We start from the raw sequence: 18276 nt of genomic DNA on the forward strand, positions 1-18276 counted from the left end.
AGAGCCGCACTGCATTGGCAGTGCGGCTCTTTTGTATGGCTGCAACGAGGCCTACTGGCTTGAGGAATTGTGCTGGTCGCCGAAGATGCCGCGCTGACTGACCTGAATGCCGGCTGGGCCCAGAATGATAGCGAACAAAACCGGCAGGAAGAACAGGATCATCGGCACGGTAAGCTTCGGCGGCAGGGCGGCGGCCTTCTTCTCGGCGGCATTCATGCGCATGTCACGGCTTTCCGAGGCCAGCACGCGCAATGCGTGCGCCACGGGTGTGCCGTAGCGTTCGGCCTGGACCAGCGCCTGGGACACTGACTTCACCGACTCCAGGCCGGTACGAGCCGAGAGGTTTTCATAAGCCTGCTTGCGCTCCTGCAGATAAGAGAGTTCGGCGTTGGTCAGCACGAATTCCTCCGCCAGCGCCACCGACTGCGAACCGATCTCCTCGGAGACCTTGCGCAAGGCGGCCTCGACCGACATGCCCGATTCGACGCAGATCAGCATCAGGTCGAGCGCATCCGGCCACGCCGCCTGGATCGACTGCTTGCGCTTGGCGGCACGATTGTTGACGTAAAGGATCGGCGCGTAGAAACCGGCGTAGGCGACAAGGATGCAGACGAACAGTTTCACGAAGGCCGGCCGGTCAGGCAGTCCGCCGAGCACGAACAGATAGATCGCTGCCAGCGCGAAACCCACAAACGGCAGGATCAGGCGGAAAAACAGGAAGCGCGTCAGCGGGTTTTGGCCACGAAAGCCCGCCACCTTGAGCTTCTGCAACGTGCCTTCATCGGCCAACGCACGCCGCAGGTCGAGCCTGTCGACGATGTTGCGCATGCCGATCGACTGCTCTTCGCGCAGCCCCTTGCGGCGGCGATCGGCTTCGTTGGCAAGCCGCGAGCGCTGCTTGGCGCGCAATTCGTCACGCTCCAGCGCCACCGATTTCATGCGCGCCTTGAGCTGATTGCCGCCAAGCGCCGGCAGCAACGTGAAGACGGTCGCGAACACCGCAACGCCGACCAGCAATGCGATCAGGAAGGCAGGATCGGTCAGCGATTTTACGACTTGGTCGGTCATCCGTTTTCAGTCTTTTCGTTCGAGCTTTCCAAGGTGGGCCTAAACTTCAAAGTTCATCATCTTGCGCATCACCAGAATGCCGATCGACATCCACACGCCGGAACAGCCAAGGATCAGATTGCCGGTGCTGGTGGTGAACAGCGGCATGATGTAGTTCGGGCTCGACAGATAGACGAGAAGGGCGACGACAATAGGCAGCGCGCCGATGATGACGGCCGACGCCTTCGCTTCCATGGACAGCGCCTGGACCTTGGCCTTCATTTTCTTGCGATCGCGAAGCACGCGCGAAAGGTTGCCTAGCGCCTCGGAGAGATTACCGCCGGCCTGTGACTGGATCTGGATAACGATTCCGAAGAAACTTGCCTCGCTGCACGGCATGGTCTCAGCCATGCGCAAGGTGGCGTCGGGGATGGACATGCCAACCTGCTGCGAATCGACGATCCGGCGGAACTCGGTCTTGACCGGCTCCGGCGATTCATTGGCGATCAGGCGAATGGCGTCGTTGAGCGGCAGGCCGGATTTGACGGCGCGCACGATGATGTCGAGGGAGTTGGGAAATTCGTTGAGGAACGCCTTGACCCGGCGCGCGCGGCGAAACGAGACGAACCAGCGTGGCAGGCCGAGCGCGCCGGCCAGAAGCGTACCCGGCAGGACAAGTAGCGGCGCGCCGGCGAGATAGGCGAGCACCGTCAGCGCGATGCCGCAAATGACGGAGTAGATATAGAAACGCTCGATCGAGACCTGCATGCCGGCCTGACGAATCTGGGCCTTCAACGGCGGCTTCTTGACGGCGAGTTCGTTGGTTTTCTGCTTTTCGTCGAGCTGTTTCAGCGTGTCCTGGACAGATTTACGCCGCTTGACCGCCTCCGCGACACGGTCGCGCGAAGCCTTGACGACCGAACGATCGGTCTCGGCGGCCTTGATCGTCTCGAGCCGCTTGCCGGCCTGCTTCTCGTTGCTCATCTTGGTGAACAGGAAGGCATAGGCGACCGCACCGGCGCTGAAGCCGGCGAGCACGATGAACGCCAGTACGGTGGTATCAATTCCGAACATCGACCTCAGTCCCCACGCCTCGATATGCGTTAGTCAGCGCGTTTCTCCATCGATTCCAGAGCGTTGGCGAGGCGCTGTTCCTCGCCATAGTAGCGGGCGCGATCCCAGAAATGCGGACGGCCGATGCCGGTCGACACATGCTCGCCAAGCAGCCTTCCGTTCGAGTCCTCGCCCTTGATGTTGTAGAGCACGATGTCCTGCGTGATGATGACGTCACCTTCCATGCCGATCACCTCGGTGATGTGGGTGATGCGGCGCGAGCCGTCGCGAAGGCGTGCTGCCTGGATGATGACATCGACGGAGCCGACGACGATTTCACGCACGGTCTTCTGCGGCAGCGAATAGCCGCCCATGGCGATCATCGATTCGATACGGTTCAGGCATTCGCGCGGGCTGTTGGAGTGGATCGTTCCCATCGACCCGTCATGGCCGGTGTTCATCGCCTGCAGCAGGTCGAAAACCTCCGGTCCGCGCACTTCGCCGACGATGATGCGTTCGGGCCGCATGCGCAAGCAGTTCTTGACCAGGTCGCGCATGGTCACCTCGCCTTCGCCCTCGAGATTGGGCGGGCGGGTTTCGAGACGTACCACGTGCGGCTGCTGCAGTTGCAGTTCGGCCGAGTCCTCGCAGGTGATGACGCGTTCCTCGCGGTCGATATAGTTGGTCAAGCAGTTGAGCAGCGTCGTCTTGCCGGAGCCGGTACCGCCGGAGATGACGATGTTGCAGCGGACGCGGCCGATAATCTTGAGTATCTCGGCGCCCTGCGGCGAGATGGCGCCGAACTTGACCAGCTGATCGAGCGTCAGCTTGTCCTTCTTGAACTTGCGGATGGTGAGCGCGGTGCCGTCGATGGAGAGCGGCGGCGCGATCACGTTGACGCGAGACCCGTCAGGAAGACGGGCGTCACAGATCGGGCTCGATTCGTCGACGCGGCGGCCAACCTGGCTGACGATGCGCTGGCAGATGTTGAGCAGCTGCTGATTGTCGCGGAAGCGGATGCCGGTCTGTTCGACCTTGCCGTTGACTTCGATGTAGACGTTCTTGGAGCCGTTGACCATGATGTCGGCGATATCGTCGCGGGCGAGCAGCGGCTCCAGCGGCCCGTAGCCTAGCACATCGTTGCAGATGTCGTCGAGCAACTCTTCCTGCTCGGCGATCGACATTGCGAAATTTTTGATGGCGATGATGTCGTTGACGATATCGCGGATTTCCTCGCGCGCGCTCTCGGGATCGAGTTTCGCAAGTTGCGACAGGTCAATGGTGTCGATGAGCGCGGAGAAGACCTGGCTCTTGGTGTCGTAGTAGGTTTCGCTTTTTTCGCGCTGGATCTTTTTTGGCGGCTCCGGCGCCATCGACGGCGCCTCAACGGCACGGCGAGTTGGCGGAGTTGCCAGCGCTCCCGGCGGCGGCGCTGCCGGGGGTCGGGCAAGTACCGCCATGTCCGCAGGCGTTGCAGCAGCCGGCGCCGCTGACGCTGGCTGACGGAACTCCGGGGTGAACCGGCCGCCGTCGTCGGAGCCTCTTTTTCCAAACATGATCGACTACCAATTTCGCTTGAGAAGCGTCATTTCTTGTTACGCGAGAGCTTGCCGAGGAGGCCGCCAAGGCCTGCCTTCTTCCTGGCCTTGATTTCGCTGCGACCGGTCAGCACGTGCGCGATTTCGTTGATCATGCCGACGACCGGGCTCTTGGGATCCATCTCGCCCAGCATGCGGCCGTTGTTCGCGGCATTTCCAAACAACAACGGGTCGAAGGCGATGACCGACATCGGCGTGAGGCTGAGCGGCTCGGCGAAGTCGGAAGCGGAAATCTCGGGCCGTTTCGGCACGCCGGCCTGATTGATGATCAGTTTCGGCGGCGGATCGTTCGGGCGAAGCCGCGTCAGCATATCGACCAGATTCTTGGTGTTGCGCAGATTGGCCAATTCCGGCGTCGCAGTGATGACGATCTCGTCGGCCTTGATCAGTGTGTTCTTGGTCCAGCCCGTCCAGATATGGGGGACGTCGAGCACCAGCAGCGGCACGCTGCGCTGGGCGGTATCGATGAGTTGCGTGAAGGCATCGGGATCGAAATCATAGACACGTTCGAGGGTGGAGGGCGCGGCGAGCAGCGACAGGTGTTCGGCGCACTGGGCAAGCAGACGGTCGAGATAAACCTCGTCGACGCGTTCGGGCGAAAACACGGCCTCGGCGATGCCTTGCGCAGGGTCCTGGTCGAAGTTTATGTTGGCCGTCCCGAAAGCCAGGTCGAGATCGGCGACGACCACTTCCGACTTGAACAGCGATGACATCGCCCACGCCACATTGTGGGCGATGGTCGAGGAGCCGACGCCACCCTTGGCGCCGACGAAGGCGATCGAGCGGCCGATCGGCTCGGCTTCCGGATCGACGAAGATCGACGAAACCACCGAGACAATATCGGCCATCGACACGGGCGCGATGACGTATTCGGAAATACCGAAGCGGATGAGTTCGCGGTAAAGACCGACATCGTTGTAGTGGCCGATCACCACGACTTTAGAGGAGGGATCGCAATATTCTGAAAGCTGGGCAAGCTGCTCCAGCAACTGCTTCGGTTCGCTGCGCGACTCCAGAAGGATGAGGTTCGGCGTAGGCGCGGATTGGTAGAATTCGATCGCCGTGGCGATGCCGCCCATATGCACTTTCAGATGCGCCTTGGCCATGCGGCGATCCTCGCCGGCCCGCTCCACCGGATGCGCGACACCTTCCGTCTCGCAAAATGCCTGGATGGAAATACGCGGAACCGGCCGCAGCGCCTGCATCGCGGCAATATCCAATTGCGAGCTGTCGCCGCCGTCTACGGGCGTATCGTAGGCAAGATTGCTCATTGTCATGCTCTTTTCCGTGACTTCTCTTTCGGTCTCTACGCGGGACCGGCGCTCCTAGTACGTCACTTCCGAATTGCCGAGGAACTCGTCCGAAATACCTCTGCCGCGGTAGACGTCGATCACCGCGCCGCGGTTCTCGGCGTCGATGTCGGACGACTTTCTTGGCCCGAGCAGATCGGTCGGATTGGCGAGTTGCGCGGCGAGGTTGTTTTGAGACGAGCAGCCGTAATCGGCGTAGTGCTTGTTTTCGGAGGTTTCGAGGATGTCTTCGGGCCAGCGCCCGCATTTGTCGGTCTGGGCTCTCACCGAAATATAGGAAACGCGGATAGGCGCCGACGCTTCCGGGGAAACCGACTGGTAGGAGGTCACCACGATCCGGTTTAGCTTGATGCCGCTGGCAACCGCCAGCCTTGCGAAATCGCGCGCCGCGGCAGTCGCCGCGACCTCATTAGCCGAGCCGATCGGGGTTGCGATCGTCAGCGCCGGGGCAGCGCTCTTGTCGTAACCGTCGAGGAAGCCCAGAAGCGTGTCGCGCTGCGAGCCGGTCATGCCGCGATCGCCGGCGCCGACCGGGAGGTCGAGCTTCTGGTTCTTCTCAGCAATTACGATCGGATGCGTGGTGCGATAATCATCGGGAATTGCCCCAACCGTGATGCTGTCGCGCTTAGCGCAACCGGCAAGCGAGGCGGCGATCGCGACCGCCAGGATCGGCATTGCCGATCGGCGGATCCGGCCACGGCCAGACCATGCCGTTGCGGCAATCGCCAGTACCTTTGATGCTGACTGAGACATGTCCGCTTCCCCGCTTACTTGTAGATGAAGCCGACAACGCCGTGGTAGCGGCCGTTGGGCTTGTCGGTCTGCATGGTGCCGTAGACGCGGTTGACGCGGCCAAGGAACATGGCCGGACCATCGCCGGCGGCATTGAAATTGTCGTCCGGCTTAGCCAGGTCGTTGCGCGCCACCGGCCGAGCCAGATAAGGCGTGATGATGATGACCAGTTCAGTTTCATTGCGGACGAAATCGCGGCTGCGGAATAGCGTGCCGAGCACCGGGATCTTGGTCAGGCCGGGCAAGCCCGATACAGCCTGGCGGACGTCGTCGCGAACGAGGCCGGCAATCATCATCGAACCGCCCGACGGCAATTCGACGGTGGTGTCGGCAAGTCTCTTGCGGATCGACAGAAGCGTCAGGCCGGGCAAGCTGCCGCCGCCTTCCAGGGTGGTAGCACCTTCCGAGGTCGGCTCCGAAACCGATGTTCTGACCTTGAGGCTGATCCGACCCGCCGACAGCACAACGGGCTGGAACTCGAGGCCTATGCCGTATTCCAGCTTTTCGTTGGTGTAGGTGACCTGGCCGGTCTGGTTGTCGGTCGAAACGTTGTTCGTACGTGCCGTGATGAGATTGAATTCGCCGCCGACCCTGAACGTTGCCTTCTCGCCCGAAACCGCGGTGAGGGTCGGTTCTGCAAGCGTCTTCATGACGCCGCTTTGCTCCATGGCATTGATGTAGGCTTTGAGGCCACTGCCGCCCAAGTTAAAGCCTGAATTCTGCGAAAGCGGCTTTCCCAAACCGTAGTTGGGCGAACTCAGCGCACCGTAGGCGATGCCGTCCATGCTGCCGCTGCCAACCATGTTGACGCCGAGCTGCTTCATCACCGAGCGGCTGACTTCGGCCACGGTCACCTTCAGCGTCACCTGGTCGTCGCCGATGATCTGTAGCAGGTTGACGATCTTCGAGACCCGGCGTTCGGCATCCGGGTTGTTGATGTCGACGCCGCCATTGGCATTGCCGCCGGCCGCGGTCTGCGAATACTGGCCCGTCGTCGCTTCACCTCCGGACACGAAGATGGTTGCCAGATCAACGGCGCGCTTGGCATCGAGCGGCGTATCCACCGTCCCGGTCAGGACGACGTTGTCGTTCAGCAATTCGACCTTGATCTCGGCATTCGGAAGGAAGCGCTTGAGGTAGTCTTCCAATCCGGCGACGTCGCGTTCGACGGCCAGATCCAGGCTGGCAATCTGCTCGCCATTGGGACCGAAGACGAAGATGTTGGTTTCGCCCACCGACTTGCCGAACAGATAGATGCGCCTTGCGGTGCGGGTCACCGCATCGGCGACCGCGGGATTGGCGACAAGGATGTCGTAGGCGTCGCTCGGCAGATCGATGACGACCGATTTGTTGAGGCCGAGCTTGACACGTTGCGTGGCGGTCGAGGCCGTGACCCCGACGCTCTTTCCGGCGGCCTTGGCGTCGCCGAGGCCACTTGCATGGGCTCCGAGGAAAAGCAGGCCGACGGCTGCAGCCATGGTGACCGGCAGTTTAGCGACTAACCTCATTTCCTTGCCCCTACTTCGGAAACTTCGCCCGATTTGATCAACCGCACCGTTCCGCGCCGCCCACTGCCGGAAACGAGGTAGTCGGCTTCATCGGTACCCTTTTCCTTGTTGTCGGTGATCGAGCGCAGCGCCAGCGTCAGGCGATCGGCCATCTGCTGGGCGACGGTTATGATCTCGGCCTGCTGCGGCGTCAGCTCCAGCGTCGCCGTCTGTCCGACCCTGGTCTTCTTGCCTTCCTCGTCCTCCTGGATGGTCTGATCGATCGCCAGGACGCGGATGTTCTTGAGGATGGTCTCGGTGGTGAATCCGCTGCCGCCGTTGCCGGTGTCGGATCTGCGGGTCATGATGACGTCGACAAAATCGTTGGGCAGGATGAACCCGCCTGCCGACGTGTCAGCCGAGATCGCGGTGGCGACGGCACGCATGCCGGTGGGCAGGATCGAAGACATGAAGCTTTGCCCCTCGCCGATCAGCTTGGAGCGCCGCAGCGGCTCACCGGTGTACATCGCCATGCGGGCGACGGAGCCCTTCAGTTTCTCCCGCGCTTCGGGTTCGGCGGCACGGGTGATGAAATTCGCATTGATGCCATCGGACGGCCAGGACTCCCAGCTGAGATTGTTCTCAAGTGGGCTGCCCATCGGCACGTCGCCGGAAAGCACGAGCACATCCTGCAAGGCAATGGCCGGCGCCTGCGGGGCATCGGCGACGACCTGCTGGGGCGGGACCGCCACCATATTCTTGGCGACATAACCTGCACCACCCGCCGCAGCCACCGCCACGCCCAGAATAATCAGTCGGGATGCTGGCATCTGTCCGAACCCTCGCCTTTAGGCAACCACCTAGCCAGGCCGGACTTTGCAGCGGCAATCGTCAAAACAAGGTTAATGCAATGCTTACGATCGTGATTAATTTAAGGTTTACATAAATTGGACGGACCCGTGCTCCGACGACAGAAAGGGCGACCAGCGGCCTCTTTTCAGACCGATGTCGGAGCGGCAAAGGTTGCTTGCTGTTTCAGTTCGCCAGCTTTGCCAGTGCCCAAACCATCAGGGGTGAATCCGGATAGGTCAGCAGCCCGCCAATGCCGAGTGCAATGCCGTAGGGAACGCCAGTCGTGTCGTCGGCGAAATGGCGCAGGAATAGATTGTGGCTGGTGTAAATCGCCAGCGGCGATTTCCGGTAGAGAAGGATGGCGAGCGTCAGCAGTCCGCCGATGAACGTCGATATCACGAGATACTCGACAAGGTGAATGTTGAACCCCATCCAGACGGCGGTGCCGGCGAGCAGCTTGGCGTCGCCGCCACCCATGCCGCCGAGTGCAAACAGACCGAACGTCACGGCCAGCACCAGGCCGCCGGCGGCGAAATGCCAGCCATAGGTTGCCCAGTCCATGGCCGTCAGCGGCGCAACCAGCGCAAACACCGCCAGCAGCAGCACCGGTACGCGGTTGGCGATCGTCATCGACAGCATGTCGGAGATCGCGGCGAAGAGCATGCAAAAAGGAAAGATGACGAAGATCAACGCTTCGAGCATGGGCGCGACACCCTGTTGCCAACTGTATCCAGCCTCAGCCTAGACATATATGATTAACGATCGATGAGACTGGGTTACTCAAAACCACCCGACGCGATGAAATAAGGGCCGCCAGTCAGGCGGCCCCTATCTCTAAGGCAACCAGGGTATTACGAACCACTCACCTTACCGGCGATGGCGATGAACTTGTTGTTCAGGGCGTTGCCGAGCTGACCAGCGCCAAAAATGATGGCAAGCGCGATGAGAGCGGCGATCAGACCGTATTCGATAGCGGTCGCGCCGGATTCGTCCTTCGCGAAACGTGCGATGAGATTAGACATTCGAGAGCTCCTACTCCACGTGTTACAGCACTTCCGTCAACTTCTGTGGTGGTTGATCGGATGCTGCTAATCTACGGAGAAGCTCTTTCAATCGGCTTAATAAACAGCCTTACCGATTCCTTTCCCGCTTCGAACAGCTTGCGTGGTTAACCGTAAACTAAACGCTGGACAGTAGCTCGCCTGCCCGTGAAAAGCTGTAATTTCACGGCTATCGGCAGGACGCATTGTTATATTAGCTGGCAGCAAGATTGGAGCGAATACCCGGCGCCGGTCAAGGGTTTAACCGTTGGTTCACCAATCTCCTTCATGTTCCGTGAACAAGTTTTGCCGCTGTGGAGCGCCTCGATGACCGCCATGAAATCGTCATTCCTGCTTGTCGCGCTTCTCGCCGTCCCGGCTTTCGTGCTGCCGGCCAAGGCCGGAGCCGGCATCGAAGTGACGATGAACCAGGCCAAGATCGTCAAACTGACACGCCCCGCCGACACCATCGTCGTCGGCAATCCGGCGATCGCCGACGCCTCCGTCCAGGATGCATCGACGATCGTGCTGACGGGCAAGGGGTTCGGCGTGACCAATCTGGTTGTCCTCGACCACGATGGCAGCCCGATCGTCGACGAGCAGGTGACCGTGGTGCGCCAGGACGCGTCGTCGGTGCGTATCTACAGGCGCGCCTCGGTCCAGACCATGTCCTGCACGCCCTATTGCGAAAGCTCGTATAAGAGCGACTCGGAAAAGTCGTCCGAGGCCGAGATGAGCGCTGGGCAGTAAGCGCCTCAGGTGACTTGATTGTCTGGGGGAGAGCCGCGTCGGTTAGCGGCCGGTTAATGTCGCCTGGTCGAATTTAACGGTCATTCAAACCGGAGCTAAATGGGTTCTTGATAGTGGTGCCGACGGTACCGCATCAGGATCGGCAGGAACGGGATATGGGCGACGTTTTGGACGAGGATTCAAGACGCAAGATCTGCAAGGCCAAGGCAGGGCGCGTGACGTTTGCCCGTCGTTTCCTTGGTGATCGGCGCGGCGGCACGGCGATAGAATTCGCCATGCTTGCGTTACCGTTTGCGGCTCTCGTCTTCGCCATCCTCGAGAGCTGCATTTCATTTGCCGGACAGGAGGTGATGGCCAACATCACCGATGATATCGCCCGTCAATTGCGTACTGGCCAGTTGAGGCAAGCCGATGTGACGGAAGAGAAGCTAAAGGGTAGGGTCTGCGCCAGACTCGAGATCATTGTCGCCAAGGGTTGCCCCGGTTTGCTGGTTGATCTGCGCCCGTTCAAGACCTTTGCCGGGGCAGCCAGTGCGGGTTTCAAGATTTCCGGCTCGACCATCACGCTGACGGGCAAGGATCCGGATACAGGCAAGGACCCGGCTTTCGGGACCCCCACAATAGGTCCGGCAGAATCAAAGAACATGCTGCGGGTTTTCTACCCTTGGCCGGTCATGACCGATTTCATGGCTCAATACATGTCGAATATGGATGGCGGCAAGACGCTGCATTACGCAACGGCAACGTGGCAAAACGAGCCATTCGACAACTGAGGCACGTGTAGCAAAGGAAAAGGGCATGTCTCGTGCGGGGGCACATCCGTGGATATCGGTTATCTGGAAGAGAGCGGCGCGGTTTTGTGCCGATCGGCGGGGCATAGCGGCGGTCGAGTTTGCCCTCATCGTGCCCGTCTTGCTGATCATGTATTTCGTTACCATGGAGGCCTCGCAAGCCATCGAGACCAGCAAGAAGGTCAGCCGCATCAGCTCCATGGTTGCCGACCTCGTCACGCAGCAAACGTCGGTGGTCAATGCAGATCTCACCGACATTATGAAAATCGGAAACTCCAGCCTTCAGCCTTATAACCGCTCAGTCGCCGATATCTTCATCACAGCAATCGACATCGAAGCCGATCCGGGCAAACCGACACCGAAGGCGAAGGTGGCGTGGTCCTGGCGCGTGCTGAATGGGGTCACGAGCCGCGACTCCAACCCGACAAGCTCCACAACTGTTCCGGCGACGCTCAACGTTGCGGGGACTTTCCTTATTCGTGTCAAAACCACTCTCAAATATGAACCGATCATCTCCTGGTCGGAAAGCGCCGAAAAGCCGCTCGGATTTATCTCGGCCTTCAACGAAGGCAAAATAACGATGAGCGAAACCTACTATCTCAGGCCGCGCCGGGCCACCTCGATCCCCTGCAGCAATTGCTGAAGCAGTTCTACCCATTCAACCCGGGTCATTGCGCGCTGCTGTCCGTGCTGCCCGACACCAGGCGCACGATGGAAGCGGCCATCGCATAGTCACTCGCAGCGGCGAGCGTGAACCCTCCCGCATGTTTCGATTCCACGAAATCGTAGATTTCCGGCGACTGCGATCTGAGATTGGTGAGGAAGACCGTCAGTCGGCGTTTGGCTTCGGGGTCAAGATCGCTGCGGACGGCGTGAGGGCCGTATCTGAGCACGCCGGAGGTCCAGATGATCTGGAGCGCGGCTTCTGGAATGCCCGCCGCCTCCAGTCGCGCCGCCGTGCCGTCCGGATCAGCCGGCTGATCGCCAGCAATCGCCGTCCAGTTTTCCGCCGTGGCCCGCTCCCAGCCGAACACGGCATCGGCCTGGCCATCGACCAGCATAGTTTCTGCGGCGGCAGCCGAGCCGGCATGAGCGAGGAATGGCGCATCCTGGCTGATCTTGATGCCGTCGGCCGCCAGCCCGGCGAGCGGTAGAAGCGAACCGCCGACATTGTCGGAAGGCGCCATGGCGATGCTGTGCGTTTCCAGGGCCGCGAGATCGGAAAGCCTGCCGTCGCGCGTCAAAAGCACGGAGCGGATGCCCGTGGCACCGTCGGCATCGACCGGCGCCACAAGAGGTTCGACGCAGCCGCAGCGCTCCGAGGCGGTGGCGTAGGCGGTCGCCGAATAGACCGCGTACTGAATCCGGCCATTGGCCTGTGCCTCTATCAGCGCCGCATAGTCATGCGCGACGACGAATTCCACCTTCATGCCGAGCGCCTTGCCGTAGGCGTCAGTCAGCAAGGCCAGACCCGGAACCGTGTTGCCAGCGCCCGGCTCGGCAACGATGCCGATCCGAAACGTGCCGATCTGGTCGCGCCAGTCGGCGTGCGCGGCGAGCTGCGAGGCCAGCAGCGCTACAGTGGTCGCCAGTGCACTCCAACCGAGGTCAGCCCGTCTCATCGATCCATGCCCCGCACGCCGTTCCTTGAAGCGCATCGCATGTCTCAAGGATGCGTACACCACGCCTGCCCGACTTCGCGACTATCGCGCCAGGCCGTTGCCGCCTGGTTTACGATTTGCCAATGCCGCGACGGGACCTTATGTCTGGTCAACCAGACTGGCAATGACGGCACCGATGGCACGCGCTTTCCTCTTCGTTCTCGATTCTTTCGGCATTGGCGGCGCCGCCGATGCCGAACGCTATGGCGACGCCGGCTCGAACACATTCGGACATATCGCGCTGGCCTGCGCGGAAGCCCGCGCCGATCGCGAGGGCCTGCGCGAGGGACCGCTGAAGGTGCCCACCATGGTTTCGCTCGGTCTCGGCCGCGCAGCAGAAACCGCAACCGGCTTCCAATTCGACAGCAAAGCCGCTGTTTCAGCCTCCGCTTTCCACGGCGCCGCGCAGGAGATTTCGAGCGGCAAGGATACGCCGTCGGGTCACTGGGAAATCGCCGGGCTGCCCGTGCGGTTCGACTGGGGCTATTTCCCCGATAAGGTGCCCGCCTTCCCTGCCGAACTGACCGAAGCGATGATCCGCGAGGGCAAGGTGCCGGGCATTCTCGGCAACTGCCATGCACCCGGCACCGAGATCATCGAGCGCTTTGGCGAGGAGCATATCCGCACCGGCCAGCCGATCTGCTACACCTCGGTCGATTCCGTCCTGCAGATAGCAGCGCACGAAGTTCATTTCGGCCTGGAGCGGCTCTACGAGTTCTGCAAGACGGTACGCCGGCTGGTCGACCCGCTGAAGATCGGACGGGTGATCGCACGGCCTTTCCTGGGCGAAACATCAGCCACGTTCGAGCGCACCTACAACCGCCATGACTACGCCGTGCCGCCGCCTGAGCCGACGCTGCTCGACCGCTTGACCGGGCGCGGCAGCCGGGTGATCGCGGTCGGCAAGATCGGCGACATCTTCGCCCACCGCGGTATCTCGGAAGTACGCAAGGCGCCCGGCAATATGGCAATGTTCGACAAGGCGCTGGGCGCGATGGACGATGCCGGCGACGGCGACCTGGTGTTCGCCAATTTCGTCGACTTCGACACCGAGTTCGGCCATCGCCGCGACGTCGCCGGCTATGCCGCGGCGCTCGAAGCCTTCGACCGCCGGCTGCCCGAGGCACTGGCAAAGCTGAAGCCGGGCGATCTGCTCATCCTCACCGCCGACCATGGCAACGATCCGACATGGCGTGGCACCGACCACACGCGCGAACGCATCCCGGTCATCGGCATCGCACCGGGTCTCACGGGCGGCGACATCGGGCTCAGGACCACCTTCGCCGATATCGGCGAGACGGTCGCCGAACACCTCAAGCTGGCGCGCGGCCGCCACGGCGCTTCCTTCCATGCGGCGATAGGCGGCCATGCCTGAACTGCCCGAGGTCGAAACCGTCCGGCGCGGCCTGCAGCCGGTTCTGGAAAGCGCGCGGATCGTGCGCGTCGAGGCGCGCCGGCCCGATCTCAGATTTCCGTTTCCGGCGAAATTTGCGCAGCGGCTGACCGGCAAGACCGTCACCGCGCTTGGCCGCCGCGCCAAATATCTCACCATACACCTGGACGGTGGCCCGGTGCTGATCTGCCATCTCGGCATGTCGGGCTCGTTCCGCATTGAGACCGCTGATGACAAAGAGACGCCCGGCACGTTCTATCAAGAGCGCTCGAAGGATGCCAAGCACGACCATGTGGTGTTCCATGTCGTGTCGCCTGTCGGCGTCCAGTCTCGCGTGGTCTTCAACGACCCGCGTCGCTTCGGCTTCATGCTGTTTGCGGAAGGCCTGGCTGACGCGCATCCGATGCTGGCGGGACTGGGCGTCGAGCCGACCGGCAATGCGCTGGAAGGCGCCCTGCTCGCCTCGCTGCTGAAGGGCCGCAGATCGCCGTTGAAGGCGGCGCTGCTCGACCAGAAGCTGATTGCCGGGCTCGGCAATATCTATGTGTCGGAAGCGCTGTGGCGCGCCGGCCTTTCGCCATTGCGCGAGGCAGGCACCATCGCCGGGACCAGCAAGAAGGCCAAGGAACAGAGCGAACGACTGGCCGAGGCAATCCGTTCGGTGATCGCCGATGCGATCGCCGCCGGCGGGTCTTCGCTGCGCGACTATGTGCGCACAGACGGGTCGCTGGGCTATTTCCAGCATTCCTTCGCGGTCTACGATCGCGAAGGCGGGCCCTGTCCGACGCCCGGCTGTCGCGGCCACATCGAGCGCATCGTGCAAAGCGGCCGCTCGACCTTTTATTGCCGGACCTGTCAGCGGTAAGCTAGACAGGTCCTTCAGTGCCGCAATCAGGAGGCCAGCCCATGAGCTATGAAACCATCATCGTCGAGACGCGCGGCAAGGTCGGCCTGATCACGCTGAACCGGCCCAAGGCGCTCAACGCGCTGAACGCGCAGGTGCTGGCGGATTTGCTGACGGCGGCAAAGGGGTTCGACGCCGATCCCGGCATCGGCGCCATGGTCATCACCGGTTCCGAGAAGGCTTTTGCGGCGGGCGCCGACATCAAGGAAATGCAGGCCGTCACCTACGCCGAAGCCTATGTGCAGGATTTTTTCGTCGGCTGGGAAGAGTTTACCCGCGCGCGCAAGCCGATGATCGCGGCGGTCGCCGGCTATGCCCTGGGCGGCGGCTGCGAACTGGCGATGATGTGCGATTTCATCATTGCCGCCGACACGGCGAAATTCGGCCAGCCCGAAATCACGCTCGGCGTCATTCCCGGCATGGGCGGGTCGCAACGGCTGACCCGCTTTGTCGGCAAATCGAAGGCCATGGACATGTGCCTGACCGGACGGATGATGGATGCCGCCGAAGCCGAGCGCAGCGGCCTGGCGTCGCGCGTCGTACCGGCCAGCGAGTTGATCGAGGAGGCGATGAAGGCCGCGGCCAGGATATCAGAGTTTTCGCTGCCATCGGTGATGATGGCCAAGGAGGCAGTCAACCGCGCCTACGAGACGACGCTGGCCGAGGGACTGCGCTTCGAACGCCGGCTGTTCCACTCGCTGTTTGCGCTCGATGACCAGAAGGAAGGGATGGCCGCCTTTGCCGAGAAGCGGAAGCCGAATTTCACCAATCGCTAGAGTGGCGGCGGCGAGGACCAAAAAGAAGCCAAAGCGGCGTTGACGCGCCGGAAAAGCTGAACTATAAGCCGCTCCAACCGAGGCGGCCGTTGGCTGCCCGTTTGTTTTTTGCGCCCTGCGGCATCCCGCATGCGCCCACCAGATCAGAAGAGAGGCATCATGGCCAATACATCCTCGGCCAAAAAGGCAACGCGCAAGATCGCCCGCCGCGCAGCGATCAACAAGAACCGCCGCTCGCGCGTGCGTACCTATGTTCGCCAGGTCGAAGAGGCACTGGCTGCCGGCGACAAGGCAGCCGCGCTGGAAGCCTTCAAGACCGCAGAGCCGGAATTGATGCGCGCCGCGACCAAGGGCGTGATCCATAAGAATACGGCATCGCGCAAGGTGTCGCGTCTGGCTCACCGCCTCAAGGTGCTGTCGGCCTGATCGACCGTTCCTGAACTGTCGTTCTTTCAAACCCGGCCAATCGCGCCGGGTTTTTTCGTTTGCCGGCAAGCACTTAAAAAGAACGGCCGCAAAGCACGCCCGAGCCGCATTCCAGAGTCTGGAATGCTTTGCCGGCACATACACTCCCACTGATATTCCAATCCGCCGAAACGGCCCACGCCAATAAATTTGGCTGTCACAAATTGCTGATATTTTTCAACGACTTGCTGGAAGTGATCCACAGCTTGTTCACATCGCCTGTGGGCGATAGGCAGCAAGTTGGTGTCAAGCGAATTATTTCAGAAAATTTCAAACCGCACAGCCATTTTCATATTCGCGGCAAAAGGGTTTGAATCCCAATGGCTTTGTCAAAATATGCGCTTCCAGCACGGAGCCCGAACCGTTGTTCACTAACCAGATTTCTTAAAAATCCGTTAGAGGTGGCCTTGCCCTATCCACAGCGATTTCGGTAATGTCGATCTATCGAAAGGGACGGGCCATTAGCCCTTAACCCAGCCTGAATCGGCCAGCTAACAGTGGCAGAATTCATGACGTGGATCAATTCCGCGAACGGGTATGGCTTGCCTTTTCGATACGATAGGGGACTGGCGTAATTGTACATGGCAGCTTGATGGCGCACCGGCGTTTTCGCCGGGTAGCACCGCTTTGCCCGAACATGTCAGACGGACTGGCCTTAAGCAGCCGGGACCGATCCCATTCTGACGAGGCAACGTCATCCGCCGGCGGCGGCGGTGGTGTTGTAGCGAAGATACGGTCGCCGGAAACATGGGTGCAGGAGGCGCACTCCCGGCGGAAAAAAGGTACAAAGGAAAAGGGACGCACAATCATGCAGAGCGGCATCGAGCGGGAGCTTACGGGCGACCTGCCATTTCCCGGAACATTGGTCGGAGCGCACGATATGGCGGCTTCCAGCGACGCGGAACAGAAGTTCGACCGGGTCAAGGCCCAGTTGAAGGCGCGCCTGGGAACCGAGGTCTATTCGAGCTGGTTCGGCCGTATGAAGGTGGCTGAGGCTTCCCGGGGCATTGTACGCATCTCGGTGCCCACGGCCTTCCTGCGCTCGTGGATCAATGGCCATTATCTCGATCTCATCGCCGATCTGTGGAAGCACGAGGATCCCGAAATCCTCAAGATCGAGATGGTCGTGCGCACCGCGACCCGTCCTGCCCGCAATGGCGTCGAACCCGAGGCCGTGCCGGCGCGCAAGATGACCAAGCATACGCAGACCGCATTGGCGGCCGGCACGGTCGGCCCCGGCAGGGTGGAGCGGGCGCCCGCCCCTCGTCCCGGCACGCCGATCGAGAGCGAATTCCGGCACAATGTGCTGGGGTCGCCGCTCGACCCGCGCTACACGTTCGGCTCCTTCATCGAAGGCCCGTCGAACCGGGTGGCTTTCGCCGCAGCCAAAGCCGTGGCGGAATCGCAGTCGAGCGCGGTGCGCTTCAACCCGCTGTTCCTTCATGCGACCGTCGGGCTCGGCAAGACGCACCTTTTGCAGGCGATTGCGGCCGAATCCCTGAAACAGAACCCGAAATCGCGCGTCGTCTATCTGACGGCCGAATATTTCATGTGGCGCTTCGCCACCGCGATCCGCGACAACAATGCGCTGACGCTGAAGGAACAGCTGCGCGACATCGACCTCTTGATCATCGACGACATGCAGTTCCTGCAGGGCAAGTCGATCCAGCACGAATTCTGCCATCTCATCAACATGCTGCTCGACAGTGCCAAGCAAGTGGTGGTTGCCGCTGACAGGCCGCCGTCGGAACTGGAATCGCTGGAACCGCGGGTGCGCTCGCGCCTCAATGGCGGTGTCGCGCTGGAAATGTCGGCGCCGGACTTCGCCATGCGCATCGGCATGCTCAAACTTCGGCTTGCCACCGCCAAGGTTGACGATGCATCGCTCAATATTTCGGAGGAGATCCTCAACCATGTCGCCCGCACGGTGACCGGCAGCGGTCGTGAGCTGGAGGGCGCGTTCAACCAACTGCTGTTTCGTCAGTCGTTCGAGCCGGCGATCACCATCGACCGCATCGACGAGATCCTGGGGCACATCTATCGCTCTGGCGAGCCGAAGCGGGTGCGCATCGAGGACATCCAGCGCATCGTGGCGCGCCACTACAATGTGTCGAAGACCGAGTTGCTGTCCAACCGGCGCACGCGCACCATCGTGAAGCCCAGGCAGGTCGCCATGTACCTGTCGAAGGTATTGACGCCGCGCTCGCTGCCGGAGATCGGCCGGCGGTTCGGCGGCCGCGACCACACCACGGTGCTGCATGCGGTGCGCAAGATCGAGGACCTTTCCGGCGTCGACAACACGCTGGCGCAGGAACTGGAACTGTTGCGCAGGCTGATCAACGACCAAGCCTGATCGG

The 18276-nt window shown here is 61.4% G+C and carries 19 protein-coding genes; 8 read left to right on the plus strand and 11 right to left on the minus strand.

Translation table 11 applies throughout. From position 1 onward, the window contains the following. Positions 1 to 51 precede the first annotated feature (51 nt). From NKJ78_RS09045 to NKJ78_RS09085, 9 genes are all read right to left on the minus strand, one after another. Complete coding sequence (locus tag NKJ78_RS09045) at positions 52 to 1068, minus strand: type II secretion system F family protein (RefSeq protein WP_023738192.1); 1017 nt, start codon at positions 1066 to 1068, stop codon at positions 52 to 54. A 39-nt stretch (positions 1069 to 1107) separates the two neighbouring features. Further along, complete coding sequence (locus tag NKJ78_RS09050; RefSeq protein ID WP_023703461.1) at positions 1108 to 2121, minus strand: type II secretion system F family protein; 1014 nt, start codon at positions 2119 to 2121, stop codon at positions 1108 to 1110. A gap of 29 nt (positions 2122 to 2150) precedes the next feature. Continuing rightward, on the minus strand, positions 2151 to 3656 hold the full coding sequence (locus NKJ78_RS09055; protein ID WP_023738191.1) for a TadA family conjugal transfer-associated ATPase: 1506 nt from the start codon (positions 3654 to 3656) through the stop codon (positions 2151 to 2153). A 29-nt stretch (positions 3657 to 3685) separates the two neighbouring features. Continuing rightward, the gene (locus NKJ78_RS09060; RefSeq protein ID WP_023681982.1) at positions 3686 to 4969 is read right to left on the minus strand and encodes a CpaE/TadZ family protein; all 1284 of its coding nucleotides are present in this window, start codon (positions 4967 to 4969) and stop codon (positions 3686 to 3688) included. A 54-nt stretch (positions 4970 to 5023) separates the two neighbouring features. Further along, on the minus strand, positions 5024 to 5761 hold the full coding sequence (locus NKJ78_RS09065) for a CpaD family pilus assembly protein (RefSeq protein ID WP_023681983.1): 738 nt from the start codon (positions 5759 to 5761) through the stop codon (positions 5024 to 5026). Between the two features lie 14 nt (positions 5762 to 5775). Then, positions 5776 to 7308, minus strand: coding sequence for a type II and III secretion system protein family protein (locus tag NKJ78_RS09070; protein WP_023681984.1), 1533 nt, complete (start codon positions 7306 to 7308; stop codon positions 5776 to 5778). Then, complete coding sequence (gene cpaB, locus NKJ78_RS09075; protein ID WP_023681985.1) at positions 7305 to 8117, minus strand: Flp pilus assembly protein CpaB; 813 nt, start codon at positions 8115 to 8117, stop codon at positions 7305 to 7307. The genes NKJ78_RS09070 and cpaB overlap by 4 nt, the downstream gene beginning before the upstream one ends. Before the next feature lie 205 nt (positions 8118 to 8322). Next, positions 8323 to 8841, minus strand: a complete 519-nt coding sequence (locus NKJ78_RS09080) for an A24 family peptidase (RefSeq protein ID WP_023703464.1) — start codon at positions 8839 to 8841, stop codon at positions 8323 to 8325. A gap of 149 nt (positions 8842 to 8990) precedes the next feature. Then, positions 8991 to 9161 carry a Flp family type IVb pilin gene (locus NKJ78_RS09085; protein WP_023681987.1) on the minus strand — a complete coding sequence of 57 codons (171 nt, stop codon included), beginning with the start codon at positions 9159 to 9161 and terminating at the stop codon, positions 8991 to 8993. A gap of 345 nt (positions 9162 to 9506) precedes the next feature. Between NKJ78_RS09085 and NKJ78_RS09090 the strand changes: the two genes are divergently transcribed. The 3 genes from NKJ78_RS09090 (at position 9507) to NKJ78_RS09100 (ending at position 11363) form a co-directional block, all read left to right on the plus strand. After that, on the plus strand, positions 9507 to 9929 hold the full coding sequence (locus tag NKJ78_RS09090; protein ID WP_023681988.1) for a pilus assembly protein N-terminal domain-containing protein: 423 nt from the start codon (positions 9507 to 9509) through the stop codon (positions 9927 to 9929). 155 nt (positions 9930 to 10084) lie between these two features. After that, positions 10085 to 10702 (plus strand): TadE/TadG family type IV pilus assembly protein, encoded by a 618-nt coding sequence (locus NKJ78_RS09095; protein WP_031196259.1) that lies wholly within the window; start codon positions 10085 to 10087, stop codon positions 10700 to 10702. A gap of 25 nt (positions 10703 to 10727) precedes the next feature. Then, positions 10728 to 11363, plus strand: coding sequence for a TadE/TadG family type IV pilus assembly protein (locus NKJ78_RS09100; RefSeq protein WP_352459185.1), 636 nt, complete (start codon positions 10728 to 10730; stop codon positions 11361 to 11363). Between the two features lie 25 nt (positions 11364 to 11388). Here the strand turns inward: NKJ78_RS09100 and NKJ78_RS09105 are convergent, their stop codons facing one another. After that, positions 11389 to 12342: a PhnD/SsuA/transferrin family substrate-binding protein gene (locus NKJ78_RS09105; protein WP_352459186.1), complete on the minus strand. Its 954-nt coding sequence runs from the start codon at positions 12340 to 12342 to the stop codon at positions 11389 to 11391. A gap of 175 nt (positions 12343 to 12517) precedes the next feature. Between NKJ78_RS09105 and NKJ78_RS09110 the strand changes: the two genes are divergently transcribed. From NKJ78_RS09110 to rpsT, 4 genes are all read left to right on the plus strand, one after another. Further along, positions 12518 to 13756: a phosphopentomutase gene (locus NKJ78_RS09110; protein WP_352459187.1), complete on the plus strand. Its 1239-nt coding sequence runs from the start codon at positions 12518 to 12520 to the stop codon at positions 13754 to 13756. Then, complete coding sequence (gene mutM / locus NKJ78_RS09115; RefSeq protein ID WP_352459188.1) at positions 13749 to 14639, plus strand: bifunctional DNA-formamidopyrimidine glycosylase/DNA-(apurinic or apyrimidinic site) lyase; 891 nt, start codon at positions 13749 to 13751, stop codon at positions 14637 to 14639. The genes NKJ78_RS09110 and mutM overlap by 8 nt, the downstream gene beginning before the upstream one ends. A 41-nt stretch (positions 14640 to 14680) precedes the next feature. Further along, the gene (locus tag NKJ78_RS09120) at positions 14681 to 15454 is read left to right on the plus strand and encodes an enoyl-CoA hydratase (RefSeq protein WP_352459189.1); all 774 of its coding nucleotides are present in this window, start codon (positions 14681 to 14683) and stop codon (positions 15452 to 15454) included. A gap of 159 nt (positions 15455 to 15613) precedes the next feature. Next, positions 15614 to 15880, plus strand: coding sequence for a 30S ribosomal protein S20 (gene rpsT / locus NKJ78_RS09125; protein ID WP_023681995.1), 267 nt, complete (start codon positions 15614 to 15616; stop codon positions 15878 to 15880). Between the two features lie 26 nt (positions 15881 to 15906). On the opposite strand, the gene NKJ78_RS09130 is transcribed toward rpsT, so the two are convergent. Then, positions 15907 to 16158: a hypothetical protein gene (locus NKJ78_RS09130; RefSeq protein WP_155921597.1), complete on the minus strand. Its 252-nt coding sequence runs from the start codon at positions 16156 to 16158 to the stop codon at positions 15907 to 15909. Positions 16159 to 16727: 569 nt separating this feature from the next. Here NKJ78_RS09130 and dnaA point away from each other — a divergent pair. Continuing rightward, on the plus strand, positions 16728 to 18272 hold the full coding sequence (gene dnaA / locus NKJ78_RS09135) for a chromosomal replication initiator protein DnaA (RefSeq protein WP_031195619.1): 1545 nt from the start codon (positions 16728 to 16730) through the stop codon (positions 18270 to 18272). Positions 18273 to 18276: the final 4 nt, after the last annotated feature.

The organism is Mesorhizobium sp. M0037 (assembly GCF_040323635.1).
Classification (GTDB): Bacteria; Pseudomonadota; Alphaproteobacteria; order Rhizobiales; family Rhizobiaceae; genus Mesorhizobium.

Excerpts from the sequence above, each read along its gene's own strand:
- NKJ78_RS09045 (WP_023738192.1), bottom strand. The coding sequence starts at position 1,068 with ATGACCGACCAAGTCGTAAAATCGCTGACCGATCCTGCCTTCCTGATC.
- NKJ78_RS09050 (WP_023703461.1), bottom strand. The coding sequence starts at position 2,121 with ATGTTCGGAATTGATACCACCGTACTGGCGTTCATCGTGCTCGCCGGC.
- NKJ78_RS09055 (WP_023738191.1), bottom strand. The coding sequence starts at position 3,656 with ATGTTTGGAAAAAGAGGCTCCGACGACGGCGGCCGGTTCACCCCGGAG.
- NKJ78_RS09060 (WP_023681982.1), bottom strand. The coding sequence starts at position 4,969 with ATGAGCAATCTTGCCTACGATACGCCCGTAGACGGCGGCGACAGCTCG.
- NKJ78_RS09065 (WP_023681983.1), bottom strand. The coding sequence starts at position 5,761 with ATGTCTCAGTCAGCATCAAAGGTACTGGCGATTGCCGCAACGGCATGG.
- NKJ78_RS09070 (WP_023681984.1), bottom strand. The coding sequence starts at position 7,308 with ATGAGGTTAGTCGCTAAACTGCCGGTCACCATGGCTGCAGCCGTCGGC.
- cpaB (WP_023681985.1), bottom strand. The coding sequence starts at position 8,117 with ATGCCAGCATCCCGACTGATTATTCTGGGCGTGGCGGTGGCTGCGGCG.
- NKJ78_RS09080 (WP_023703464.1), bottom strand. The coding sequence starts at position 8,841 with ATGCTCGAAGCGTTGATCTTCGTCATCTTTCCTTTTTGCATGCTCTTC.
- NKJ78_RS09085 (WP_023681987.1), bottom strand. The coding sequence starts at position 9,161 with ATGTCTAATCTCATCGCACGTTTCGCGAAGGACGAATCCGGCGCGACC.
- NKJ78_RS09090 (WP_023681988.1), top strand. The coding sequence starts at position 9,507 with ATGACCGCCATGAAATCGTCATTCCTGCTTGTCGCGCTTCTCGCCGTC.
- NKJ78_RS09095 (WP_031196259.1), top strand. The coding sequence starts at position 10,085 with ATGGGCGACGTTTTGGACGAGGATTCAAGACGCAAGATCTGCAAGGCC.
- NKJ78_RS09100 (WP_352459185.1), top strand. The coding sequence starts at position 10,728 with ATGTCTCGTGCGGGGGCACATCCGTGGATATCGGTTATCTGGAAGAGA.
- NKJ78_RS09105 (WP_352459186.1), bottom strand. The coding sequence starts at position 12,342 with ATGAGACGGGCTGACCTCGGTTGGAGTGCACTGGCGACCACTGTAGCG.
- NKJ78_RS09110 (WP_352459187.1), top strand. The coding sequence starts at position 12,518 with ATGGCACGCGCTTTCCTCTTCGTTCTCGATTCTTTCGGCATTGGCGGC.
- mutM (WP_352459188.1), top strand. The coding sequence starts at position 13,749 with ATGCCTGAACTGCCCGAGGTCGAAACCGTCCGGCGCGGCCTGCAGCCG.
- NKJ78_RS09120 (WP_352459189.1), top strand. The coding sequence starts at position 14,681 with ATGAGCTATGAAACCATCATCGTCGAGACGCGCGGCAAGGTCGGCCTG.
- rpsT (WP_023681995.1), top strand. The coding sequence starts at position 15,614 with ATGGCCAATACATCCTCGGCCAAAAAGGCAACGCGCAAGATCGCCCGC.
- dnaA (WP_031195619.1), top strand. The coding sequence starts at position 16,728 with ATGCAGAGCGGCATCGAGCGGGAGCTTACGGGCGACCTGCCATTTCCC.